We start from the raw sequence: 17,788 nt of genomic DNA on the forward strand, positions 1-17,788 counted from the left end.
TGACGTACGTCTCTACCCCCGGGGCGGTCCGCCTGGCACTGTGGTCGGGACACCGGCCGACCGGGGAGCTTTTCGAGACCCCCCGGGGAGCCGTCCCCCGTCCCCCGCCGTCCGACCGAGCGAGACCGCCATGACCTCTGCCTCCGGCTCCGCAGCCACCGCCGTCGCTCCCGCCGCCGCCCGCACCCGCACCGGCGGCCCCGACGACCGCTCCGACCTCGTCGAGCACATCGTCGGCTGGACCCTGGTGGTCGTCGTCGCCATGCTCGTCACCCGGCTCGGCCTGATCTGAGGCGCGTCGTCGGAGCAGCGCCTCCCACCGTGCCGGGAGTTGACGGAGCATCGGCCTCCGCCAACCCGTGACGTATCTCATCCGATCGGGCATACTCAACGCGCCACAGCCGCCGACCAGCGCCTTCCGTGATCCGGAGGCGCAGCATCGGCCTGGCAGAACGACGGGCGATGCGCGCACCCACCCTTCGCGCGCCACGCCACAGCGCCCGACAGGGAGGAGCACGCGCAATGCCCGACAGCGTCCCGCAGCCGGTGGACCGCCAACTGCCCACGGAGGAGGCCGGGGAACTGATCGCCCTGGTCCGAGACATCGCCCGGCGGGAGATCGCCCCCCGGGCCGCCGAGGAGGAGGAGTCGGGGCACTTCCCCCGGGAACTCTTCTCCCTGCTGTCCTCCTCGGGACTGCTCGGCCTCCCCTACGCCGGTGAGCACGGCGGCGGGGACCAGCCGTACGAGGTCTATCTCCAGGTCCTCGAAGAACTCGCCGCCGCCCGCCTCACCGTGGGCCTCGGCGTCAGCGTCCACTCGCTGGCCTGCCACGCACTCGCCGGATACGGCTCCGAGGAGCAGCGGGCGAAGTGGCTGCCCGACATGCTCGGCGGCGGACTCCTCGGCGCGTACTGCCTCTCCGAGCCGTCCTCCGGCTCCGACGCCGCCTCGCTGCGCACCAGGGCGGTGCGCGACGGCGAGGACTGGATCATCACCGGGACCAAGGCCTGGATCACCCACGGCGGTGTCGCGGACTTCTGCACCGTGCTCGCGCGCACCGGAGAGGAGGGGGCCCGGGGCATCACCGCCTTCCTGGTCCCCGGCGACGCGCCCGGCCTTGAGGCCGCCCTGCCCGAGAAGAAGATGGGCATGAAGGGTTCGCCCACCGCTCAGCTCCACTTCGACGGGGTCCGTGTCCCGGACGCCCGCCGGCTCGGCGAGGAGGGGCAGGGCTTCGCCATCGCGCTCTCCGCCCTCGACTCCGGCCGGCTCGGCATCGCGGCCTGCGCCGTGGGCGTCGCCCAGGCCGCCCTGGACGAGGCCCTCGGATACGCCACCGGACGCCTTCAGTTCGGCCGCCCGGTCGCCGACTTCCAGGGGCTGCGGTTCATGCTCGCCGACATGGCCACCCGGATCGAGGCCGGCCGCGCGCTCTGTCTCTCCGCCGCCCGGCTGCGGGACGCGGGACGCCCCTTCTCCCGGCAGGCCGCCATGGCGAAGCTGTTCTGCACGGACGCGGCGATGAGCGTGACCGTCGACGCCGTCCAGGTGCTCGGCGGCTACGGGTACACCGCCGACTTCCCGGTGGAGCGCTACATGCGCGAGGCGAAGGCGCTCCAGATCGTCGAGGGCACCAATCAGATCCAGCGCATGGTCATCGCCCGCCATCTGGCCGGACCCGAGTCGCGCTGAACCTCCCCGCCCCGGTGCCGCGTTCTCCCGGAGAGCGCGGCACTGCCGTTTTCCGTCCCGGGCCGCCGCGGGGCTCCCGGACCGCCGGGTCGTACGGGGTGCGGAGGGTCGTACGGGTACGGAAGGTCAGGCGGCGCGCCGGTGCGCGGACCGGGTCGGCACCGGACGGGAGCCGGGGCCGCCGACGTGCGAGAAGGGCTGCATACGCCAGTCCAGGCTCTGAGGCAGCGTCAGCAGCAGCCCCATCTCCTGCTCCTGGACCTCCAGCGTCTCGTCGGCGGGCCGGGCCGCGCCGGCGGAGCGGCCGGTGCCGGAGCAGACGGTCAGCCCGAACGGATTCCACGGAGTGGGGCACAGCGCGTGCTCCGGCAGTGTCTCCTCCTCCGCGAGAAGCGCGATTGGCTGGGAGCAGTCGGGGCATACGACCCGGTACATCTCGAAGGTGTCGTACGCGTCGAACTCGTCCAGCTCAGCCGACTCGGCCGGATCGAGAGGCTCCGGTTCGGGACGGCCGATGTTCTTGACACTCTGCATGGGTTCTCCCCCTCGGGTGGGCCAACCAGGGACATGTGGCCTCGACCACAGCAAGCACTTCCCCATGCGATTAGCTGGTAACCGTCCGGTCACGGCCGAGCCCCCTCCATCTCTGTGGCGTTCGTCACATGAGCCTCGTAGATGCCCCGGCACGGCCCGCGGGACTGTGCCGGAGACGGCTCGGGCAATTAGGTTGATCCGCATGGAGGAGCTGGATCGTCACATCGTTGAATTGCTCGTCAAGGACGGCCGCATGAGCTACACCGACCTGGGCAAGGCCACCGGCCTGTCCACCTCGGCGGTGCATCAGCGGGTGCGCCGGCTCGAACAGCGCGGAGTCGTCCGCGGTTACGCCGCGGTTGTGGACCCCGAGGCGGTCGGGCTGCCGCTCACCGCGTTCATCTCGGCCAAGCCCTTCGACCCCAGCGCCCCCGACGACATCGCCGAACGCCTCGCCGACGTCCCCGAGATCGAGGCCTGCCACAGCGTCGCGGGCGACGAGAACTACATCCTCAAGGTGCGGGTCGCCACCCCCCTGGAGCTGGAGAACCTCCTCACCCGCATCCGCTCGCTGGCCGGTGTCTCCACCCGTACCACCGTCGTCCTCTCCACCCCCTACGAGGCCCGCCCGCCGCGCATCTGAACCGGCCCGCGAAACCGGCCCGCGAAACCGGCCCGCGAAACTGGACCGGCTGAACCGGACCGCCTGAATCCGGCCGCCCGAGGGCACGACCTAGGGTGGTGCCATGACCGAGAACAGCCACCCGAGCGACGAGCACCGCACCACACTGCTGCGCGGCGGAGAAGTCCACAGCCCCGCCGACCCCTTCGCGACCGCCATGGTCGTCGAGCGGGGGCATGTCGCCTGGGTGGGCTCCGAGGGCGCGGCCGACGCCTTCGCCGCGGGGGTCGACGAGGTCGTCGATCTCGAAGGGGCTCTGGTCACCCCGGCGTTCACCGACGCGCATGTGCACACCACGGCCACCGGCCTCGCGCTGACCGGCCTCGACCTCTCCGGTTCCCGTACCCTCGCCGACGCGCTGCGGCGGGTGCGGGAGCACAGCGCCGGCCGCCCCGCCGGCCAAGTGCTCATCGGCCACGGCTGGGACGCCGCGCGCTGGCCCGAGCGGCGGCACCCCTCCCGCGCCGAGCTGGACGAGGCGAGCGGTGGCCGCCCGCTCTACCTCACCCGTATCGACGTCCACTCGGCCGTGGTCACCACCGCCCTCCTCGACCTCGCGCCCCAGGTCACCGGGTTGACCGGCTACCACCCCGACGGGCCGCTCACCGACGCCGCCCACCACGCCGTACGCGCCGCCGCCCACGCGGCGATCACTCCCGCCCAGCGCGAGCGGGCCCAGCTCGCCGCCCTGGAGCACGCGGCCTCGCTGGGCATCGGCACGATCCACGAGTGCGCCGGGCCCGACATCTCCGACGAGGACGACTTCACCGGCCTGCTCTCCCTCGCCGCCGCCCGCCCCGGCCCCCGGGTCGTCGGCTACTGGGCCGAGCGAGTCGCGGACGAGAAGGACGCCCAGCGGGTACGGGAGCTGGGGGCGCGGGGCGCGGCGGGCGACCTCTTCGCCGACGGCTCCCTCGGCTCCCACACCGCCTGCCTCCACGCCCCCTACGCCGACGCGGACCACACCGGCACCGCCCATCTCGACGAGGGCGACATCGCCGCCCATGTCACCGCATGCACCGAGGCCGGTCTTCAGGCCGGCTTCCACGCCATCGGCGACGCCGCCCTCACCGCCGTCGTGGCGGGTGTGCGCCGGGCCGCCGACACCCTCGGCCTCGCCCGGGTGCGCGCCGCCCGCCACCGGATCGAGCACGCCGAGATGCTCACCCCCGAAACCGTCGCCGCCTTCGCGGAATTCGGCCTCACCGCCTCCGTGCAGCCCGCCTTCGACGCGGCCTGGGGCGGGGACGAGGGCATGTACGCCCAGCGCCTGGGCGTGGAGCGGGCCCGCACCCTCAACCCGTACGCGGCGCTGCTGCGCGCCGGGGTCCCGCTGGCCCTCGGCTCCGACAGCCCCGTCACCCCGCTCGACCCGTGGGGAACCGTCCGCGCCGCCGCCTTCCACCAAACCCCCGAGCACCGGATCTCGGTCCGCGCCGCCTTCACCGCGCACACCCGGGGCGGCTGGCGGGCCGCGGGCCGGGACGACGCGGGCGTACTGGTGCCCGGAGCCCCGGCCGACTACGCCCTGTGGCGCACCGGCGAACTCATCGTCCAGGCCCCCGACGACCGGGTCGCCCGCTGGTCCACCGACCCGCGCTCCGGCACCCCCGGACTGCCCGACCTCACCCCCGGCCGGGAGCTGCCGGTCTGTCTGCGGACGGTGGTGCGCGGACGGACCGTCTGGACCAACCGGTCGTGAGCTGGACCAACCGGTCGTGAGCCGCCGAACGAGTGACGTACGGGTATCTCACTCCCCGGCCCGCCGTTCCGGGCGGTCGGCCGCGACCTGCGAGTCTTTCCCGTGGAACCGGCTGAATTGGGCAAACCGCGCAGATCGCTCGACTGTTGACATGAAGCGCCCAGGGGCGGGTAGGTTCGGCCGAGTCCACCACAGGACGTCCGACCGGCAGACCTCCACGCAGTCGTCGAACGCCGCTGGGCCATGGGGCAGTGCGCCGCACCGGAGCACCGCCACTGGGAGCCAGGTCCAGCGCCCGCGCCTCGGGAGCGAGGGAAGGTTTCAGCCGGACGGCAGGTGAGACCCGGACGGGGTCCGGCGTTCAGTAGACAACGGCTCTCGGTCGGCCCGCAGCCGGCGGGTCCCAGGCCGGCCCGAAGGACGCCGGACCCCTGTCCGTACCCTTTGTCGCCTCTCCCGTCGTCTCGCGCGCGGCGGGCCCCCGGCCCCTCGGCCACGCCCCGGCCGACACCCCAGCCCCGTGCCGTCGCGGGAGCCCCGCCCGGCGATCGCTATGGTTGGGCTCTGTGCACGGACATAAAAGGGGCCAGCAGTGAACGACGGCGCTAGGGACAGCGAAGCCCAGGCGAAGCGGTATGGGCCGCTCGGCAGATCCTTGGTGATCATTCCGACCTACAACGAGGCCGAGAACATCACGACGATCGTCTCCCGGGTGCGGGCCGCCGTGCCCGACGCCGACATCCTCGTCGCCGACGACAACAGCCCCGACGGCACCGGCAAGATCGCCGACGAGCTGGCCCACGAGGACGAACAGGTCCGGGTGCTGCACCGCAAGGGCAAGGAGGGCCTCGGCGCGGCCTATCTCGCGGGCTTCGACTGGGGTCTGGAGCACGGCTACGACGTGCTGATCGAGATGGACGCCGACGGCTCCCACCAGCCGGAGGAGCTGCCCAGGCTGCTGACCGCCCTCAAGGGGGCCGACCTGGTCCTCGGCTCCCGCTGGGTCCCCGGCGGCCGGGTGGTCAACTGGCCCAAGTACCGGGAGTTCCTCTCCCGGGGCGGCAGCACCTACTCCCGTCTCCTCCTCGGCCTCTCCATCCGCGACGTCACCGGCGGCTTCCGCGCCTTCCGCGCCGACACCCTGCGCGGCCTCGGCCTCGGCCAGGTCACCTCCCAGGGCTACTGCTTCCAGGTCGACCTCGCCCGCCGCGCCGTCGCCACCGGCTATCACGTGGTGGAGGTGCCCATCACCTTCGTCGAGCGCGAACTGGGTGATTCCAAGATGAACCGCGACATCGCGGTGGAGGCCCTGTGGCGGGTCGCCGGCTGGGGCATCTCGGACCGGACCAACCGGCTGCGCGGCCGTTCCGCCCCCTGACCGCCCCGGCCGCGCCCCGGCCGCGTCCTGACCGCGCCCCGGCCGGATTCCGCCGCCGCCCTCGGCCCTCCCCCCTGGGATCCGTTACCACACCGGCCGTCGCCCATCCAGTGCGAGCTGTGCCCTGTCACCCGGCCGCCGCCGCCCCGAAACTGATTCCGGTCCACCCGAACGCCCCGGCGACTCGGCGGCCGGCCGGCTCCCCGCCTGCCGGCCGGCCGCACGAGCGGGGCGGGCCCGGTCCGAGCGGACGCACGGAGCCGAGCACGGGGGAACGGGGGGTACGGGGGAGCCCGGGGCCGTGCCGGAGACGGCGCGGCCCCGCAGGGCGGCCCGGCGCGCCCGACGGCGCTTCTCGGACAACGTTCGCCCGCACCCGGTGCACCCGGTGACGAGGGCTGCCCCGGGGCTTTCCCCCGGCCGCATAATCTCGACCATGGCCCTCCACAACCCAGAACTCCGGAACTTCCTGCTGTCACGGCGGGCCCGGCTCGTCCCGGGCGATGTGGGGCTGCCGACCTCGGGATCCCGGCGGGTGCACGGATTGCGCAGGGAAGAGGTCGCCGCCCTCGCCGACGTCAGCGTCGACCACTACATCCGGCTGGAGCGGGGCCGCGGCTCGCAGGTCTCCGACACCGTCCTGGACGCGGTCGCCAGGGCGCTGCGGCTGACCCCGGCCGAACACCGCCATCTCTACCGCCTCGCCCGGCCCGACGCGCTCGCCGAGACGCTCGCCGGGACGGACCCCGCCGAGACCCCGGTCCGCTCCGGGGTCCGCCAGGCGCTCCAGGCCCTGTCCGCCCCCGCCTATCTGGTCGGTGCGCGCGGCACGGTCCGGGAGTGGAACGGCCCGGCGTGCGAGGTGTTCCTCGACTTCGCCCGGATAACGCCGGAGCGCCGTCTCATCGGCTGGATCATCTTCACCGACCCGCGCGCCCGGGAGCTGTACGTGGACTGGGAGTCCAAGGCCCACGAGACCACCGCCTTTCTGCGCACCGAGGTCGCCCAGTACCCCCACGACGCCGAACTGGCCGCCCATGTCGCCGAGCTGAGCGCGGCGAGCGAGGACTTCCGCGCCCTGTGGTCGCGCCACGCCGTCCTCGGCGTCGCGCACGGCACCACCGCGATCCGTCACCCCGGCAGCGGGGTGCTGGAGCTGTCGTACGAGACCATGCGGCTCACCGACGACCCCCGCGAGTTCGTCGTCGTCTACTCCGCCGCCGCGGGATCGCCCTCGGCCGCCGCCCTGGCGCGGCTCTCCGCCCGGAGCGGCGGGACGGGGCCGGGGTCGGGGTCGGGGTCGGCCGGGGGGTCCCGGGCGGGCGGGGAATGATCTTTCCGATCACCCCCTTACGCCGCTCCGGCGGCCGTCCAGGCACACTGGGGGCATGACGACCGGCATGCCCCCGACCACCCCCGGCCCCAAACGTTCCCGCGCCCGCACCCTCATTCCGCTCGCCGTCGCCGGCTGGCTCGTCCTGGAGATCTGGCTGCTGACCCTGGTGGCCGGGGCGGCCGGCGGACTGACCGTGCTCGCCCTGCTCGCCGCAGGCGCCGTCCTCGGCGGAGCCGTGATCAAGCGCGCCGGGCGGCGGGCCTTCCGCAATCTGACCGAGACCCTCCAGCGGCAGCAGGAGAACGGCGGCCGGCCGGACCCCTCGGCCACCGCCCCGCAGAGCGGCAGGGGCAATGGCCTCCTGATGCTGGGCGGGCTGCTGATCCTGCTCCCCGGCCTGCTCTCCGACGTGGCGGGCCTGCTGCTGCTGGCCCCGCCGGTCCGCTCCCTGCTGGGGCGGTACGCGGAGCGCTCGCTGGAGCGCCGGATGCGCCGCGCCGACCCCGGCAGCCTGGGGGACGCCTTCCAGCAGGCCCGTATCCACCGCCCGGACGGCAAGGTCGTCCAGGGCGAGGTCATCCGCGAGGACGGCTCTCAGGCCCGCCCCTACGGCAGCGCCGACGGCGAAGGCGGCCCCGGCGGCGGTCCCAGGCCCCCGCTCTCCCGCTGATCTCCCGCTGACCGGCCGACCGGCCGACCGGCCCGGAGCGCGCTCCGGGCCGGTCGCGCCCGGGTGGCGCACCACGTACGCGAAAAGCCGCGGGCCGTGGCACACACATGGTGTGACACGGCCCGCGGCTCTTGTCTTGCTCGATGCTCCGGTATCCGGCTTACGCGGACTTCCTGCTGTCCCGCGGATGCACGGCGATGTTCATGGCACCGGAACGAAGGACCGCCAGCCTCTCGGCCAGCACTTCCTCCAGCTCCTCGCGGGTACGCCGCTCCATGAGCATGTCCCAGTGCGTGCGCGCGGGCTTGCCCTTCTTCTCTTCGGGGCCGTCCCCGTCCACCAGGAGTGCCTGGGCGCCGCACGCCTTGCACTCCCACTCCGGCGGAATTTCTGCCTCGACCGAGAACGGCATCTCAAACCGATGTCCGTTCTGGCATGCGTACTCCACCGCCTGGCGCGGGGCCAGATCGATGCCGCGGTCCGTCTCGTAGCTGGTAACCACGAGGCGCGTGCCGCGGAGAGCTCGCTCACTCATGAATCGTGCCTCCCGGGCTTGTCGCCCACAGGACAGGTGTCGCTGTCGTCGTCATCCGGTCAACGTCCGGTCGGCCGTAAAGATTCCCGTTCCGGGTCACGCGTCGCCCGTCGTGCCGCTGCTTTCCCAAAGTTGGGGTACCCGCCAGTGCCCGGTTTGTCACATCTGACAGAAAGTGTCACCCACTGATTCCACTTCCCCCCTGTGCGCAGTAACGGTCCGCCTGGCAGGCCAAACGCGTACACTACCGGCCTTTCACTTCACCGTCTAAATCCGGTCCGGCACAGGATTGCCCGCGGCCGCCACCGCACAGGCCACGGGAACCCGTGCGAGCAGGGCGAAACCCACCCCGAAGAAGACCGCCAGCGAGATGATCGCATCGCGATAACTGCCGGTCAGCTGGTACGCGAGGCCGAAGAACAGCGGCCCGAGCCAGCTCAGTCCGCGGTCGCTCAGCTCGTACGCGGAGAAGTACGCGGCCTCTTTGCCGCGCGGCACCAGGTGTGAGAAAAGCGACCTCGACAGCGCCTGACTGCCGCCCAGTACCAGCCCGATGGCCGCCGCCAGCGCGAAGAACCACCCCGGCGAGGCGGCCGGCAGGAAGAAGCCGGCGACCAGGATCAGCGTCCACACCGCCAGCGAGCCCAGGATGGTCCTTTTCGCGCCATGCGCTTTCGCCAGCCGTCCCATCCCCAGCGCGCCCGCCACCGCCAGCACCTGCACCAGCAGCACGGCGACGATCAGGGTCGTCTGATCGAGTCCCAGCTCCTCCGAGCCGTAGACCGAGGCCTGCGAGATCACCGTCTGGATGCCGTCGTTGTAGACCAGATACGCGAGCAGGAAGGAGAGGGTCAGCGGATGCCGCCGCATGTCCTTGAGGGTCGCCGCCAGCTGCCGCCATCCCGAGCCCACCGCGCCCGTGCCGTCGCCGCGCACCCGCCGGTCCCGCAGCCGCCGCAGCGGGATCAGCGTGAACGCGCCCCACCACAGCCCCGCCGTCGCCAGACAGATCCGTACCGCCTCCGACTCCGACAGCCCGAAGGACTCGTGCCCGCTGTAGAGCACCAGATCGAGCACCAGCACCAGCGCGCCCGAGGTGTAGCCGAAGGCCCAGCCCCGGGAGGAGACGGCGTCGCGCTCGGCCGGCTCCGCCAGCTGCGGCAGATAGGCGTTGTAGAGCACCATCGACACCGACAGGGACGCGTTCGCCACGATCAGCAGCAGCGCTCCCAGCGCGTAGCGCTCACCATCGAGGAAGAACATGCCGGCCGTCGCCGCCGCCCCGGTGTACGCGGCCACCGCGAGCAGCGGCTTCTTACGGCCCGTACGGTCCGCCCACGCGCCCGCCAGCGGCATCAGCACCACCGCGAGCACCACCGAGGCGGAGACCGAGTACGCGAAGAGGGAACCCGCCCGCACCGGAACGCCCAGCGGGTGGACAAAGCCGTCCGCGTCCGCCGCGGCCTTCGCCACCGAGGTCAGATACGGCCCCAGGAACACGGTGAGGACGCTCGTCGAATAGACGGAGCACGCGAAGTCGTAGAAGTACCAGCCGCGCTGCTCCCGTAAGCGGCCGCCGGGCCCGTCGGTCGCCGTGTCCACGGTCTCGGCGGTCATCCGCGCCCCCACTCGTCGCCCGCTCCTCGCGGTGTCTGTTCCCCGGAGCGGGCGGGCGAATCAGGCCCAGGCCCCCCGGTCCGTCAGGACCGTGCGCAGCGTCTCCAGATGATCGGTCATGATGCCATCCACCCCCAGGTCGAGCAGGCGTCCCATCCGCTCCGGGTCGTTCACCGTCCACACGTGCACCTGGAGCCCCCGGGCGTGCGCCGTCCGCACGAACCGCCGGTCCACCACCCGTATCCCGGACCGCTCCTCGGGCACCTGGACGCAGACCGCCCCGGCGCGCACGGCGGCCGGGACGCCGAGCGAGAGCAGCCGCAGCCCCACCACCCCGCGCACGCCGTAGGAGGTGGCCAGCCGGGGGCCGGCCAGCCGCGCCGCCCGCGCGACACGGCCCTCGGAGAACGAGCCGACGCAGACCCGGTCCCACGCCCTCGCGCGGCGCACCAGCTCGACCAGGGGGGCCACCGCCGACTCGGCCTTGACGTCCACGTTCCAGCGCGCCCCGGGGAACTCCTCCAGCAGCTCCTCGAAGAGCGGCAGCGGCTCCCGGCCGGCCACCCGGGCCCGCCGCACCTCGCTCCACGGCAGCCGGGCCAGCCGGCCCCGCGCGTCGGTGACCCGGTCCAGCGTCGTGTCGTGGAAGGCGACCAGCTTCCCGTCCGAGGTGGTGTGCACATCGGTCTCGAAGTAGCGGTAGCCGAGAGCCGCCGCCCGCCGGAACGCGGCGGCCGTGTTCTCGACCCCGTCCGCCGCGCCGCCGCGATGGGCGAACGGCAGGGTCAGGGGGTGGTCCAGATAGGGATGGCGTACGCGAGTCACCGCCGCAGTATCGCCCGCTTGGGCGGCCGGCCGACGGCGGGGGCCGCGGGGTCCGCCGGGGCCGTCGGCCCGGCCGCGCCGTCTCCGGAGGCCACGACGATCGTGCCCGCCGGGCCGCCGACGTCCTTCGCGCCCTTTCCGGCCGAGCCCTCCCCGGCGGTCTTCGGCGTCCCGGTCCCGGCGAAGACCCGCAGGAAGAACTGGGCCAGCGGGCCGATCGCCAGGGCGTACGCGACCGTGCCCACGCCGACCGAGCCGCCCAGCGCGAACCCCGTCACCACCACTGTCACCTCGATCCCCGTGCGCACCAGCCGGATGGAGCGGCCGGTGACCCGGTGCAGCCCCGTCATCAGACCGTCGCGCGGCCCCGGTCCGAGCCGCGCCGTGAGGTAGAGGCCGGTCGCCGCGCCGTTGGCCACGACGGCCACCGCCATCAGCGGTATCCGGGCCCCCAGCGCCTCGATGTCCGGGAGCAGCGCCAGGGTGCCGTCCATCACCAGGCCGATGACCACGACATTGGAGACCGTGCCGAGGCCGGGGCGCTGCCGGAGCGGGATCCACAGCAGCAGCACGGCCGCCCCGACGATGATCGACATCGTGCCGATGGTCAGCCCGGTCCGCTCGGAGAGTCCCTCGTTCAGCACATTCCACGGTTCGAGACCGAGGCCGCTCCGCAGCAGCAGCGCCGAACTCGCGCCGTACAGCACCAGACCGGCGTACAGCTGGAACAGCCGACGGGGGAGGTGGGTGGACCTTCTCTTCACGGTGGTGGCCCCTCTGGCGATGGTGGACTGACCCATGACACTCTGTGGCTATGGAACGGATGGCAACCATGGCCAATTCCGGGAAGGTGGACTGATTTCCATGACTCAGTGGACCTCGGCGGTCGGAGCGTCCCAGCTCGCCCGTCAGCTCACCGCCCAGCAGCCCCGCCCCGCCGGGCCCGGCGCACGCAAGCCGCCCGCCTACCGCGCGCTCGCCGACGGCGTCCGGCTGCTCGTCCTCGAAGGCCGGGTCCCCGTCGCCGCCCGGCTCCCCGCCGAGCGGGAACTGGCCCTGGCACTCTCCGTCAGCCGCACCACCGTCGCCGCCGCCTACGAGGCGCTGCGCTCCGAGGGGTTCCTCGAATCGCGCAGGGGCGCGGGCAGCTGGACCGCGGTCCCGGCCGGGAACCCGCTGCCCGCGCGCGGTCTGGAGCCGCTGCCCCCGGAGTCCCTCGGGGCCATGATCGACCTCGGCTGCGCGGCGCTGCCCGCGCCCGAGCCCTGGCTCACCCGCGCCATCCAGGGCGCGCTGGAGGAGCTGCCGCCGTACGCGCACACCCACGGCGACTACCCGGCGGGCATCCCCGCCCTGCGCCAGATGCTCGCCGACCGCTACACCGAGCGCGGCATCCCCACCATGCCCGAGCAGATCATGGTCACCACCGGGGCCATGGGCGCGATGGACGCCATCTGTCATCTCTTCGCCGGGCGCGGGGAGCGGGTCGCCGTCGAGTCGCCCTCGTACGCCAACATCCTCCAGCTGATGCGCGAGGCCGGGGCGCGGCTGGTGCCGGTGGCGATGGAGGAGGGACTCGGCGGCTGGGACCTGCCCCGCTGGCGTCAGGTGCTGCGGGACGCCGCGCCGCGCCTGGCCTATGTCGTCGCGGACTTCCACAACCCCACGGGCGCGCTCGCCGACGACGACCAGCGCCGGCGTCTGGTGGACGCGGCCCGCTCGGCCGGGACCGTCCTGGTGGTGGACGAGACGATGTCGGAGCTCCATCTCGACGAGGGCCGCGAGATGCCCCGGCCGGTCTGCTCCTTCGACCCGGCCGGCTCCACGGTGCTGACGGTCGGCTCGGCGAGCAAGGCGTTCTGGGCCGGGATGCGCATTGGCTGGGTACGCGCCTCGCCCGAGGTGATCCGCTCGCTGGTGGCCGCCCGCGCCTACGCCGACCTGGGCACTCCCGTGCTGGAGCAGCTCGGCGTCAACTGGCTGATGCGGACCGGCGGCTGGGAGCGGGCGGTCGCCGTCCGCCGCACCCAGGCCCGGGAGAACCGCGACGCGCTGGTGGCGGCGGTGCGCCGGGAGCTGCCGGAGTGGGAGTTCGCCGTTCCGGACGGCGGGCTCACCCTCTGGGTGCGGACCGGCGGGCTCTCCGGCTCACGGCTCGCCGAGGTCGGCGAGCGGGTGGGGGTGCGGGTGCCCTCCGGTCCCCGCTTCGGGGTCGACGGGGCCTTCGAGGGCTTCGTCCGGCTGCCCTTCACCGTCGGCGGCCCGGTCGCGGACGAGGCCGCCGCCCGGCTGGCCGCCGCGGCCCGGCTGGTGGAGACGGGCGCGACGACGGGCACGGACGCGCCGAGGACCTTCGTGGCCTGATCCGGCGTCCTCTCCGGCCCCGCCGCCTTCGGGCCGTCCTGACGTGGGACCGCCCTGACCCACCTCGGGCCGCCCGCCGCCCCTGTTCAGCCCTCCGCCGGTACGGGGGCGGGCGCGGCCGACGGCTCCCGCGCGGGTGTGAGGTCGTCCGGCGGGTCCGGCTCGCCCCCGCCCGTGTCCTGGCGCTCCGGGAGCAGGTCCAGCACCGCCCGCCGGTGCGCCTCGCTGGTCGCGTCGTCGTACGGGTCCGGGGTCGCCGGGACCTGGAGCCTGAGCACCGGCCCCTCGCCGAGGCGCGCGTATCCCCGGCCCGGCGGGACCTCGGGCGTCGGCGTGGTGTGCGGGGCCGCCCCGAGCACCGCGGCCACCTCGTCGAATCCGGCGGGGCCGAGCACCGCCCGGGCGCGGGTGTGCGTCCGTACCGTCTCGGACAGGGTGTCCAGGCTGTCGGACTGCTCGGCCACCACCACCGTCACCGAGGCCGCCCTGCCGTGCCGCAGCGGCACCTGGAGCAGTTCCTGAGGGTCGCGCCGCCCGTCGGCGGCGGCCAGGTGTCCGAAGACACCCGGCCGGTCCACCAGGATCCACAGGGGCCGTTTGACGTCGTCGGGCACCGGGTGTCCGGCCTGCCGGGCGCGGTTCGCCGCGATCAGCCGCCGCTCGGTCTCGTGCGTCGCCCACTCCAGGGAGGTGAGCGCCCCCGCGAGGCCGCACTCGACGGCCAGCACCCCCGAGCGCCCGGCGAGCGCGGCGTAGTCGCCGGTTCCGCCTCCCTCCACGATCAGTACGTCCCCGTGCTGGAGGGCCTGGAGGGCGATCGAGCGCAGCAGGGTCGTGGTGCCGCCGCCGGGCCTGCCGACCGCCAGCAGATGCGGTTCGGTGGAGCGCGGCCCCGTCCGCCAGATCACCGGCGGCGCGTCCCGGCTCTCCTCGCCGTCCGTCACCGGCACGGTGCGCTGCACCGCGCCCGCGTCGGTGAAGCCCAGCACGGTCTCGCCGGGGGCGGTGACGAAGCGCTGCGCCGCGATGGCGGTGGACAGGGCGGGCAGCACCCGCATCAGCAGCTGGTTGCCCTCCTCGTCCCAGACGAAGCGGTACTCGCGGCCCCGGCCGGACTTGGCGTGCAGCAGCTGTTCGATCCGGGCCCGGGACTCCGCCTCGCCGTCGGTGAAGTACGCGGGGTAGGACACCCGCAGTTCGGTGAGCCGGCCGTTCTCGTCGAAGGCGTAGTCGTGGAGGGCGCCGGTCCACTCGCCGCCGTGGGTGTAGAGCGGTGCGGGGTCCTCGGGGACGGTGAAGTACGGCACCAGGGCTTCGTAGAGCGACTGGAGCCGCCCGGCCTCGGCCTCGTCGGGCCCTGTCCGCACCGGGGTGCGCACCCGCCCCTGCCAGGCGGCCGCCCCCATCAGCGAGACCAGGGCCAGCAGCGGTCCGAACGGGACGAGCGCGATCGCCGTGACGCATCCCGCCACCAGGGCGAGCGTGGGGCCGCGCCTGTCCTTGGGGGTGTCGGCCCACTTCCGGCGGGCCAGGACCGCCAGCTTCCGCAGGCCGCGGGAGACCGTGATCAGCGGATGGAGGACGTCCGTGGCGCCGTCGGCGGCGGTGCGGGCGATCTCCCTGGTCCGGGCGATCCGCGCGGTGCCGCTGCTCAGAATGCGGGGGAGCGGTCGCCGGGCCACATCGGTCTCCTGGGGGTGCGGGGGTGCGGGCGGGTGCGGGAGGTACGGGGAGCGGCGGCCGGGGGACCGGCCGGGGTCAGAACTTGATCCCGCCGAGCAGGCTGGCCAGGCTCTGGCTGCCCGCCGCGATGCTGGGGGCGATGGCGGTGCCCGCCAGGAAGAACCCGAAGAGTGCGCAGGCCACGGCGTGCGAGGCCTTGAGGCCGCCCTTCCGGAAGAAGAGGAAGACGATGATCGCGAGCAGCACCACGCCCGACATGGAAAGGTTCATGAGTTCTCCTGGGTGAGGGGACGGTCACCATGAGTTCTTCCAACCTCGCAGGAAGTATCTATGCGATAAAAGGTGCAAATGGGTGAAAGGGTGAGAATTTCACTGCACTGGTTCACCGCGACCGGCTTCCCGGCGGGCGCACCGGGCCGTCGCACGGCACAGTGCCCCCGTCACAGCCGGAACGCGCCCTGTCACGGCCGGCCGGGCAGTAATCTGTCCCGGTTCACCCATGCGGCCGCCGCTGCCTCGCGCACCCCGGCCCACCGAGGCATCCATCAGCCCAGCGAAAGGCGGTTCCCACGATGAGCGAGACCCCGGACCCCGAGGTCATCGAGCTCGCGACCAAGGTCTTCGACCTGGCCCGCCAGGGAGAGACCGAGGCGCTCGTCGCCTATGTCGACGCGGGCGTCCCCGCCGATCTCACCAATGACCGGGGCGACACCCTGGTCATGCTCGCCGCCTATCACGGCCACGCCGCCGCTGTCGAGGCCCTCCTCGCCCGTGGCGCGGACCCCGACCGCCACAACGACCGGGGACAGACCCCGCTCGCGGGCGCCGTCTTCAAGGGCGAGGACGCCGTCGTGCGCGCCCTGCTGGCCGGCGGAGCCGATCCCCAGGCCGGAACCCCCTCCGCCGCGGATACCGCGCGGATGTTTGGGAAGACAGAGCTTCTGGAGCTGTTCGGCGTCCGGTGAGGCCGTCGTACGGCACACGGACAGCAAGCTCAGAGGCACCCGGACATCACCGTGAGCCCCTGGCGGGGACGTCGTAAATGTGGTCGCGGTGGCGATATGGGTGGGTCATCATGACGTCAGGCCCTGCCCCGGACATCACCGGGAGTTCCCCTGGGGCCCACCGACGAGAGGCAGGAAGATGGTCTACAACAAGCGGAAGACGCGGATGACGACGGGCGGCTTCTCATGCTGCTGCGCGGCCTAGACATCTCCATTCCCCGGTCGCGTCGAGAGCTTGATGTGAGGCCTTCCCCATGTTCGATCCAGTCATAGCGCCGAGCGGCACGCTGCTCGGCCTGCTGCAGAGGGGCCGCGGCGACGGCACACTGCACGCGCTCGCCGCACCCCGCGCCGAAGCGCTCGCCGCCCTCAACCACTGCGTGCTCAACGATCCCCGTCACGACTGGCAGGTCGAGAACCGTTCTCTCTACTACGCCCGTCTCTACATGGACCTCCACGGCGGTCTCGAGGAGATCCAGCGGCACCTGTACGACATCGACGACCGGCTCGACACCGACGAGGCCAGAACCGGCCTCGCGCTCGCGGTGCTCGGCCACCTCGCCTCGTACGGCAGGGACGACGCCCTGATGCTGCTGCGCGGCTACGCCGCCACCGGAGCCGGCTGGGCCTGGGCCCTCGACGAGCTGGCCCTGCGCGACGACGACGCCGGACTCCGCGCGCTCGCCGCCCCCATCCTCGCCAGATTCCCGGCCACCCCGGACGGTGAGGCCGAACTGACCGCCGCCGTGCGGGACGCCTTCGAACCGAGGCCCTGGCGGCTGTGGGCCGAGGACCCCAGGCCCGAGATCGGCCCCCGGGTGCGCGCCGCCCGCGAGGCCGGCTCCTTCGACCGCTGGCAGCGGCAGCTGAGCCCCACCGGCCCACGGCCCGGCTGGAGCGTCCAGGCGGTCTTCGACTGGGCGGAGGAGGGTCTGGAGCGCGGCGCCGCACTCCATGTCCCCGCAGCCCGCTGCCTCTCGGCGGTCGCCGGGGCCGAGGACCGGCCCGCGATCCTCCGCGCGGCCCGCGAGGGCGGAGACGGCGCGCGCTCCACCGCGCTCCACCACCTCGCCGTCTCCGAGGACCCCGCCGTCCTCGACCTCATCGAGGCGGCGTACGCGGGCGGCTCGCGCACCGTCGCGGACGCGGCGATCTCGGCTTTCGAGCGGATGTGCGGCGAAGAGGCCGTCAACCGCGCCCGGGGCTGGGTCCACCGGCCCGACGCCCTCGGGGCCTCCGCCGCCGGAGTGCTGGCCTGCCGGGGCGGCACGGCCGACTCCCCGCTCGTCCTCGGCGCGCTGCGCGAGACGGTCCGCGCCGACGGCCCCGACGCGCCCATGCTGTGGACCCTCGTCGACGGCGCCGGACGCCTCGGCATCGGCTGCGCGGCCCCCGTGCTGCGCCATGTCTACCGTGAGACCGCCTCCTCCCAGCTGCGGGGACGCACCGCCAGGGCGCTGGCGGCCACCGACGCCTCCTTCCCCACGGGATTCGCCGTCGAATGTCTCTGGGACTGCGAGGAGACCACCCGGGAGGTGGCCGCGCGGCACGCCGAGACCGGCGATGTGCGCGTCGCCGAACGGCTGCGCAGGCTCGCCGCGGACCCCGCCGAAGAGGCCGAGGTCCAGACCGCGGTGCGCAGCAGAATGGATCAGGACCCCCAAGCGGTCTGACCCCGCCCTCTCCCGCCCGGCACCCCCTCCGCCGCCCGCCCCGCCCCGGGGCCGAGCGGCGGCGGGCGGCCCCGGCGCGCGGCCCCGGGC

General features: G+C 73.6%; 17 protein-coding genes. 10 read left to right on the forward strand and 7 right to left on the reverse strand.

Translation table 11 applies throughout. The features are described 5' to 3' along the window. Positions 1 to 130: 130 nt before the first annotated feature. Positions 131 to 292, forward strand: coding sequence for an SCO1431 family membrane protein (locus ABD371_RS33455; RefSeq protein WP_344485673.1), 162 nt, complete (start codon positions 131 to 133; stop codon positions 290 to 292). Positions 293 to 522: 230 nt separating this feature from the next. Beyond that, positions 523 to 1,695 carry an acyl-CoA dehydrogenase family protein gene (locus ABD371_RS33460; protein WP_344485675.1) on the forward strand — a complete coding sequence of 391 codons (1,173 nt, stop codon included), beginning with the start codon at positions 523 to 525 and terminating at the stop codon, positions 1,693 to 1,695. 126 nt (positions 1,696 to 1,821) lie between these two features. Here the strand turns inward: ABD371_RS33460 and ABD371_RS33465 are convergent, their stop codons facing one another. Then, the gene (locus ABD371_RS33465; RefSeq protein WP_344485677.1) at positions 1,822 to 2,229 is read right to left on the reverse strand and encodes a hypothetical protein; all 408 of its coding nucleotides are present in this window, start codon (positions 2,227 to 2,229) and stop codon (positions 1,822 to 1,824) included. Positions 2,230 to 2,431: 202 nt separating this feature from the next. Between ABD371_RS33465 and ABD371_RS33470 the strand changes: the two genes are divergently transcribed. From ABD371_RS33470 to fxsA, 5 genes are all read left to right on the forward strand, one after another. Then, the gene (locus ABD371_RS33470) at positions 2,432 to 2,872 is read left to right on the forward strand and encodes an Lrp/AsnC family transcriptional regulator (protein ID WP_344485679.1); all 441 of its coding nucleotides are present in this window, start codon (positions 2,432 to 2,434) and stop codon (positions 2,870 to 2,872) included. A 103-nt stretch (positions 2,873 to 2,975) separates the two neighbouring features. Continuing rightward, positions 2,976 to 4,613 (forward strand): amidohydrolase, encoded by a 1,638-nt coding sequence (locus ABD371_RS33475; protein WP_344485682.1) that lies wholly within the window; start codon positions 2,976 to 2,978, stop codon positions 4,611 to 4,613. A gap of 592 nt (positions 4,614 to 5,205) precedes the next feature. After that, positions 5,206 to 5,991, forward strand: a complete 786-nt coding sequence (locus ABD371_RS33480) for a polyprenol monophosphomannose synthase (RefSeq protein ID WP_344485685.1) — start codon at positions 5,206 to 5,208, stop codon at positions 5,989 to 5,991. A 436-nt stretch (positions 5,992 to 6,427) separates the two neighbouring features. Then, positions 6,428 to 7,324, forward strand: coding sequence for a helix-turn-helix domain-containing protein (locus ABD371_RS33485; RefSeq protein WP_344485688.1), 897 nt, complete (start codon positions 6,428 to 6,430; stop codon positions 7,322 to 7,324). A gap of 55 nt (positions 7,325 to 7,379) precedes the next feature. Further along, the gene (fxsA, locus tag ABD371_RS33490; RefSeq protein ID WP_344485691.1) at positions 7,380 to 7,997 is read left to right on the forward strand and encodes an FxsA family membrane protein; all 618 of its coding nucleotides are present in this window, start codon (positions 7,380 to 7,382) and stop codon (positions 7,995 to 7,997) included. A 160-nt stretch (positions 7,998 to 8,157) separates the two neighbouring features. On the opposite strand, the gene ABD371_RS33495 is transcribed toward fxsA, so the two are convergent. The 4 genes from ABD371_RS33495 to yczE form a co-directional block, all read right to left on the reverse strand. Further along, positions 8,158 to 8,532 carry an RNA polymerase-binding protein RbpA gene (locus ABD371_RS33495; protein WP_003959706.1) on the reverse strand — a complete coding sequence of 125 codons (375 nt, stop codon included), beginning with the start codon at positions 8,530 to 8,532 and terminating at the stop codon, positions 8,158 to 8,160. 267 nt (positions 8,533 to 8,799) lie between these two features. Beyond that, positions 8,800 to 10,149, reverse strand: a complete 1,350-nt coding sequence (locus tag ABD371_RS33500; protein ID WP_344485696.1) for an MFS transporter — start codon at positions 10,147 to 10,149, stop codon at positions 8,800 to 8,802. 60 nt (positions 10,150 to 10,209) lie between these two features. Then, positions 10,210 to 10,974: a glycerophosphodiester phosphodiesterase family protein gene (locus tag ABD371_RS33505; RefSeq protein WP_344485699.1), complete on the reverse strand. Its 765-nt coding sequence runs from the start codon at positions 10,972 to 10,974 to the stop codon at positions 10,210 to 10,212. Continuing rightward, positions 10,971 to 11,774 (reverse strand): membrane protein YczE, encoded by an 804-nt coding sequence (gene yczE, locus ABD371_RS33510; RefSeq protein ID WP_381735348.1) that lies wholly within the window; start codon positions 11,772 to 11,774, stop codon positions 10,971 to 10,973. The genes ABD371_RS33505 and yczE overlap by 4 nt, the downstream gene beginning before the upstream one ends. 64 nt (positions 11,775 to 11,838) lie before the next feature. Between yczE and ABD371_RS33515 the strand changes: the two genes are divergently transcribed. Next, the gene (locus tag ABD371_RS33515) at positions 11,839 to 13,338 is read left to right on the forward strand and encodes an SCO1417 family PLP biosynthesis transcription factor (protein ID WP_344485705.1); all 1,500 of its coding nucleotides are present in this window, start codon (positions 11,839 to 11,841) and stop codon (positions 13,336 to 13,338) included. Positions 13,339 to 13,424: 86 nt separating this feature from the next. Here ABD371_RS33515 and ABD371_RS33520 read toward each other — a convergent pair whose 3' ends face one another. Together ABD371_RS33520 and ABD371_RS33525 are read right to left on the reverse strand one after the other, a co-directional pair. Then, positions 13,425 to 15,020: a hypothetical protein gene (locus ABD371_RS33520; protein ID WP_344485708.1), complete on the reverse strand. Its 1,596-nt coding sequence runs from the start codon at positions 15,018 to 15,020 to the stop codon at positions 13,425 to 13,427. 76 nt (positions 15,021 to 15,096) lie between these two features. Further along, the gene (locus tag ABD371_RS33525; RefSeq protein WP_190126486.1) at positions 15,097 to 15,291 is read right to left on the reverse strand and encodes a hypothetical protein; all 195 of its coding nucleotides are present in this window, start codon (positions 15,289 to 15,291) and stop codon (positions 15,097 to 15,099) included. Between the two features lie 302 nt (positions 15,292 to 15,593). On the opposite strand from ABD371_RS33525, the gene ABD371_RS33530 reads away from it, so the two are divergent. Together ABD371_RS33530 and ABD371_RS33535 are read left to right on the forward strand one after the other, a co-directional pair. Next, entirely contained in the window at positions 15,594 to 15,986 is a 393-nt protein-coding gene (locus tag ABD371_RS33530; RefSeq protein WP_344485712.1) for an ankyrin repeat domain-containing protein, read from the forward strand. A gap of 293 nt (positions 15,987 to 16,279) precedes the next feature. Next, positions 16,280 to 17,698, forward strand: coding sequence for a HEAT repeat domain-containing protein (locus tag ABD371_RS33535; RefSeq protein ID WP_344485715.1), 1,419 nt, complete (start codon positions 16,280 to 16,282; stop codon positions 17,696 to 17,698). Positions 17,699 to 17,788 lie beyond the last annotated feature (90 nt).

The sequence above is a fragment of the Streptomyces amakusaensis genome (assembly GCF_039532665.1).
Taxonomy (GTDB): domain Bacteria; phylum Actinomycetota; class Actinomycetes; order Streptomycetales; family Streptomycetaceae; genus Streptomyces; species Streptomyces amakusaensis.

Excerpts from the sequence above, each read along its gene's own strand:
- ABD371_RS33530 (WP_344485712.1), top strand. The coding sequence starts at position 15,594 with ATGAGCGAGACCCCGGACCCCGAGGTCATCGAGCTCGCGACCAAGGTC.
- ABD371_RS33465 (WP_344485677.1), bottom strand. The coding sequence starts at position 2,229 with ATGCAGAGTGTCAAGAACATCGGCCGTCCCGAACCGGAGCCTCTCGAT.
- ABD371_RS33485 (WP_344485688.1), top strand. The coding sequence starts at position 6,428 with ATGGCCCTCCACAACCCAGAACTCCGGAACTTCCTGCTGTCACGGCGG.
- ABD371_RS33460 (WP_344485675.1), top strand. The coding sequence starts at position 523 with ATGCCCGACAGCGTCCCGCAGCCGGTGGACCGCCAACTGCCCACGGAG.
- ABD371_RS33495 (WP_003959706.1), bottom strand. The coding sequence starts at position 8,532 with ATGAGTGAGCGAGCTCTCCGCGGCACGCGCCTCGTGGTTACCAGCTAC.
- ABD371_RS33470 (WP_344485679.1), top strand. The coding sequence starts at position 2,432 with ATGGAGGAGCTGGATCGTCACATCGTTGAATTGCTCGTCAAGGACGGC.
- ABD371_RS33515 (WP_344485705.1), top strand. The coding sequence starts at position 11,839 with ATGACTCAGTGGACCTCGGCGGTCGGAGCGTCCCAGCTCGCCCGTCAG.
- yczE (WP_381735348.1), bottom strand. The coding sequence starts at position 11,774 with ATGGGTCAGTCCACCATCGCCAGAGGGGCCACCACCGTGAAGAGAAGG.
- fxsA (WP_344485691.1), top strand. The coding sequence starts at position 7,380 with ATGACGACCGGCATGCCCCCGACCACCCCCGGCCCCAAACGTTCCCGC.
- ABD371_RS33500 (WP_344485696.1), bottom strand. The coding sequence starts at position 10,149 with ATGACCGCCGAGACCGTGGACACGGCGACCGACGGGCCCGGCGGCCGC.
- ABD371_RS33455 (WP_344485673.1), top strand. The coding sequence starts at position 131 with ATGACCTCTGCCTCCGGCTCCGCAGCCACCGCCGTCGCTCCCGCCGCC.
- ABD371_RS33475 (WP_344485682.1), top strand. The coding sequence starts at position 2,976 with ATGACCGAGAACAGCCACCCGAGCGACGAGCACCGCACCACACTGCTG.
- ABD371_RS33535 (WP_344485715.1), top strand. The coding sequence starts at position 16,280 with ATGTTCGATCCAGTCATAGCGCCGAGCGGCACGCTGCTCGGCCTGCTG.
- ABD371_RS33525 (WP_190126486.1), bottom strand. The coding sequence starts at position 15,291 with ATGAACCTTTCCATGTCGGGCGTGGTGCTGCTCGCGATCATCGTCTTC.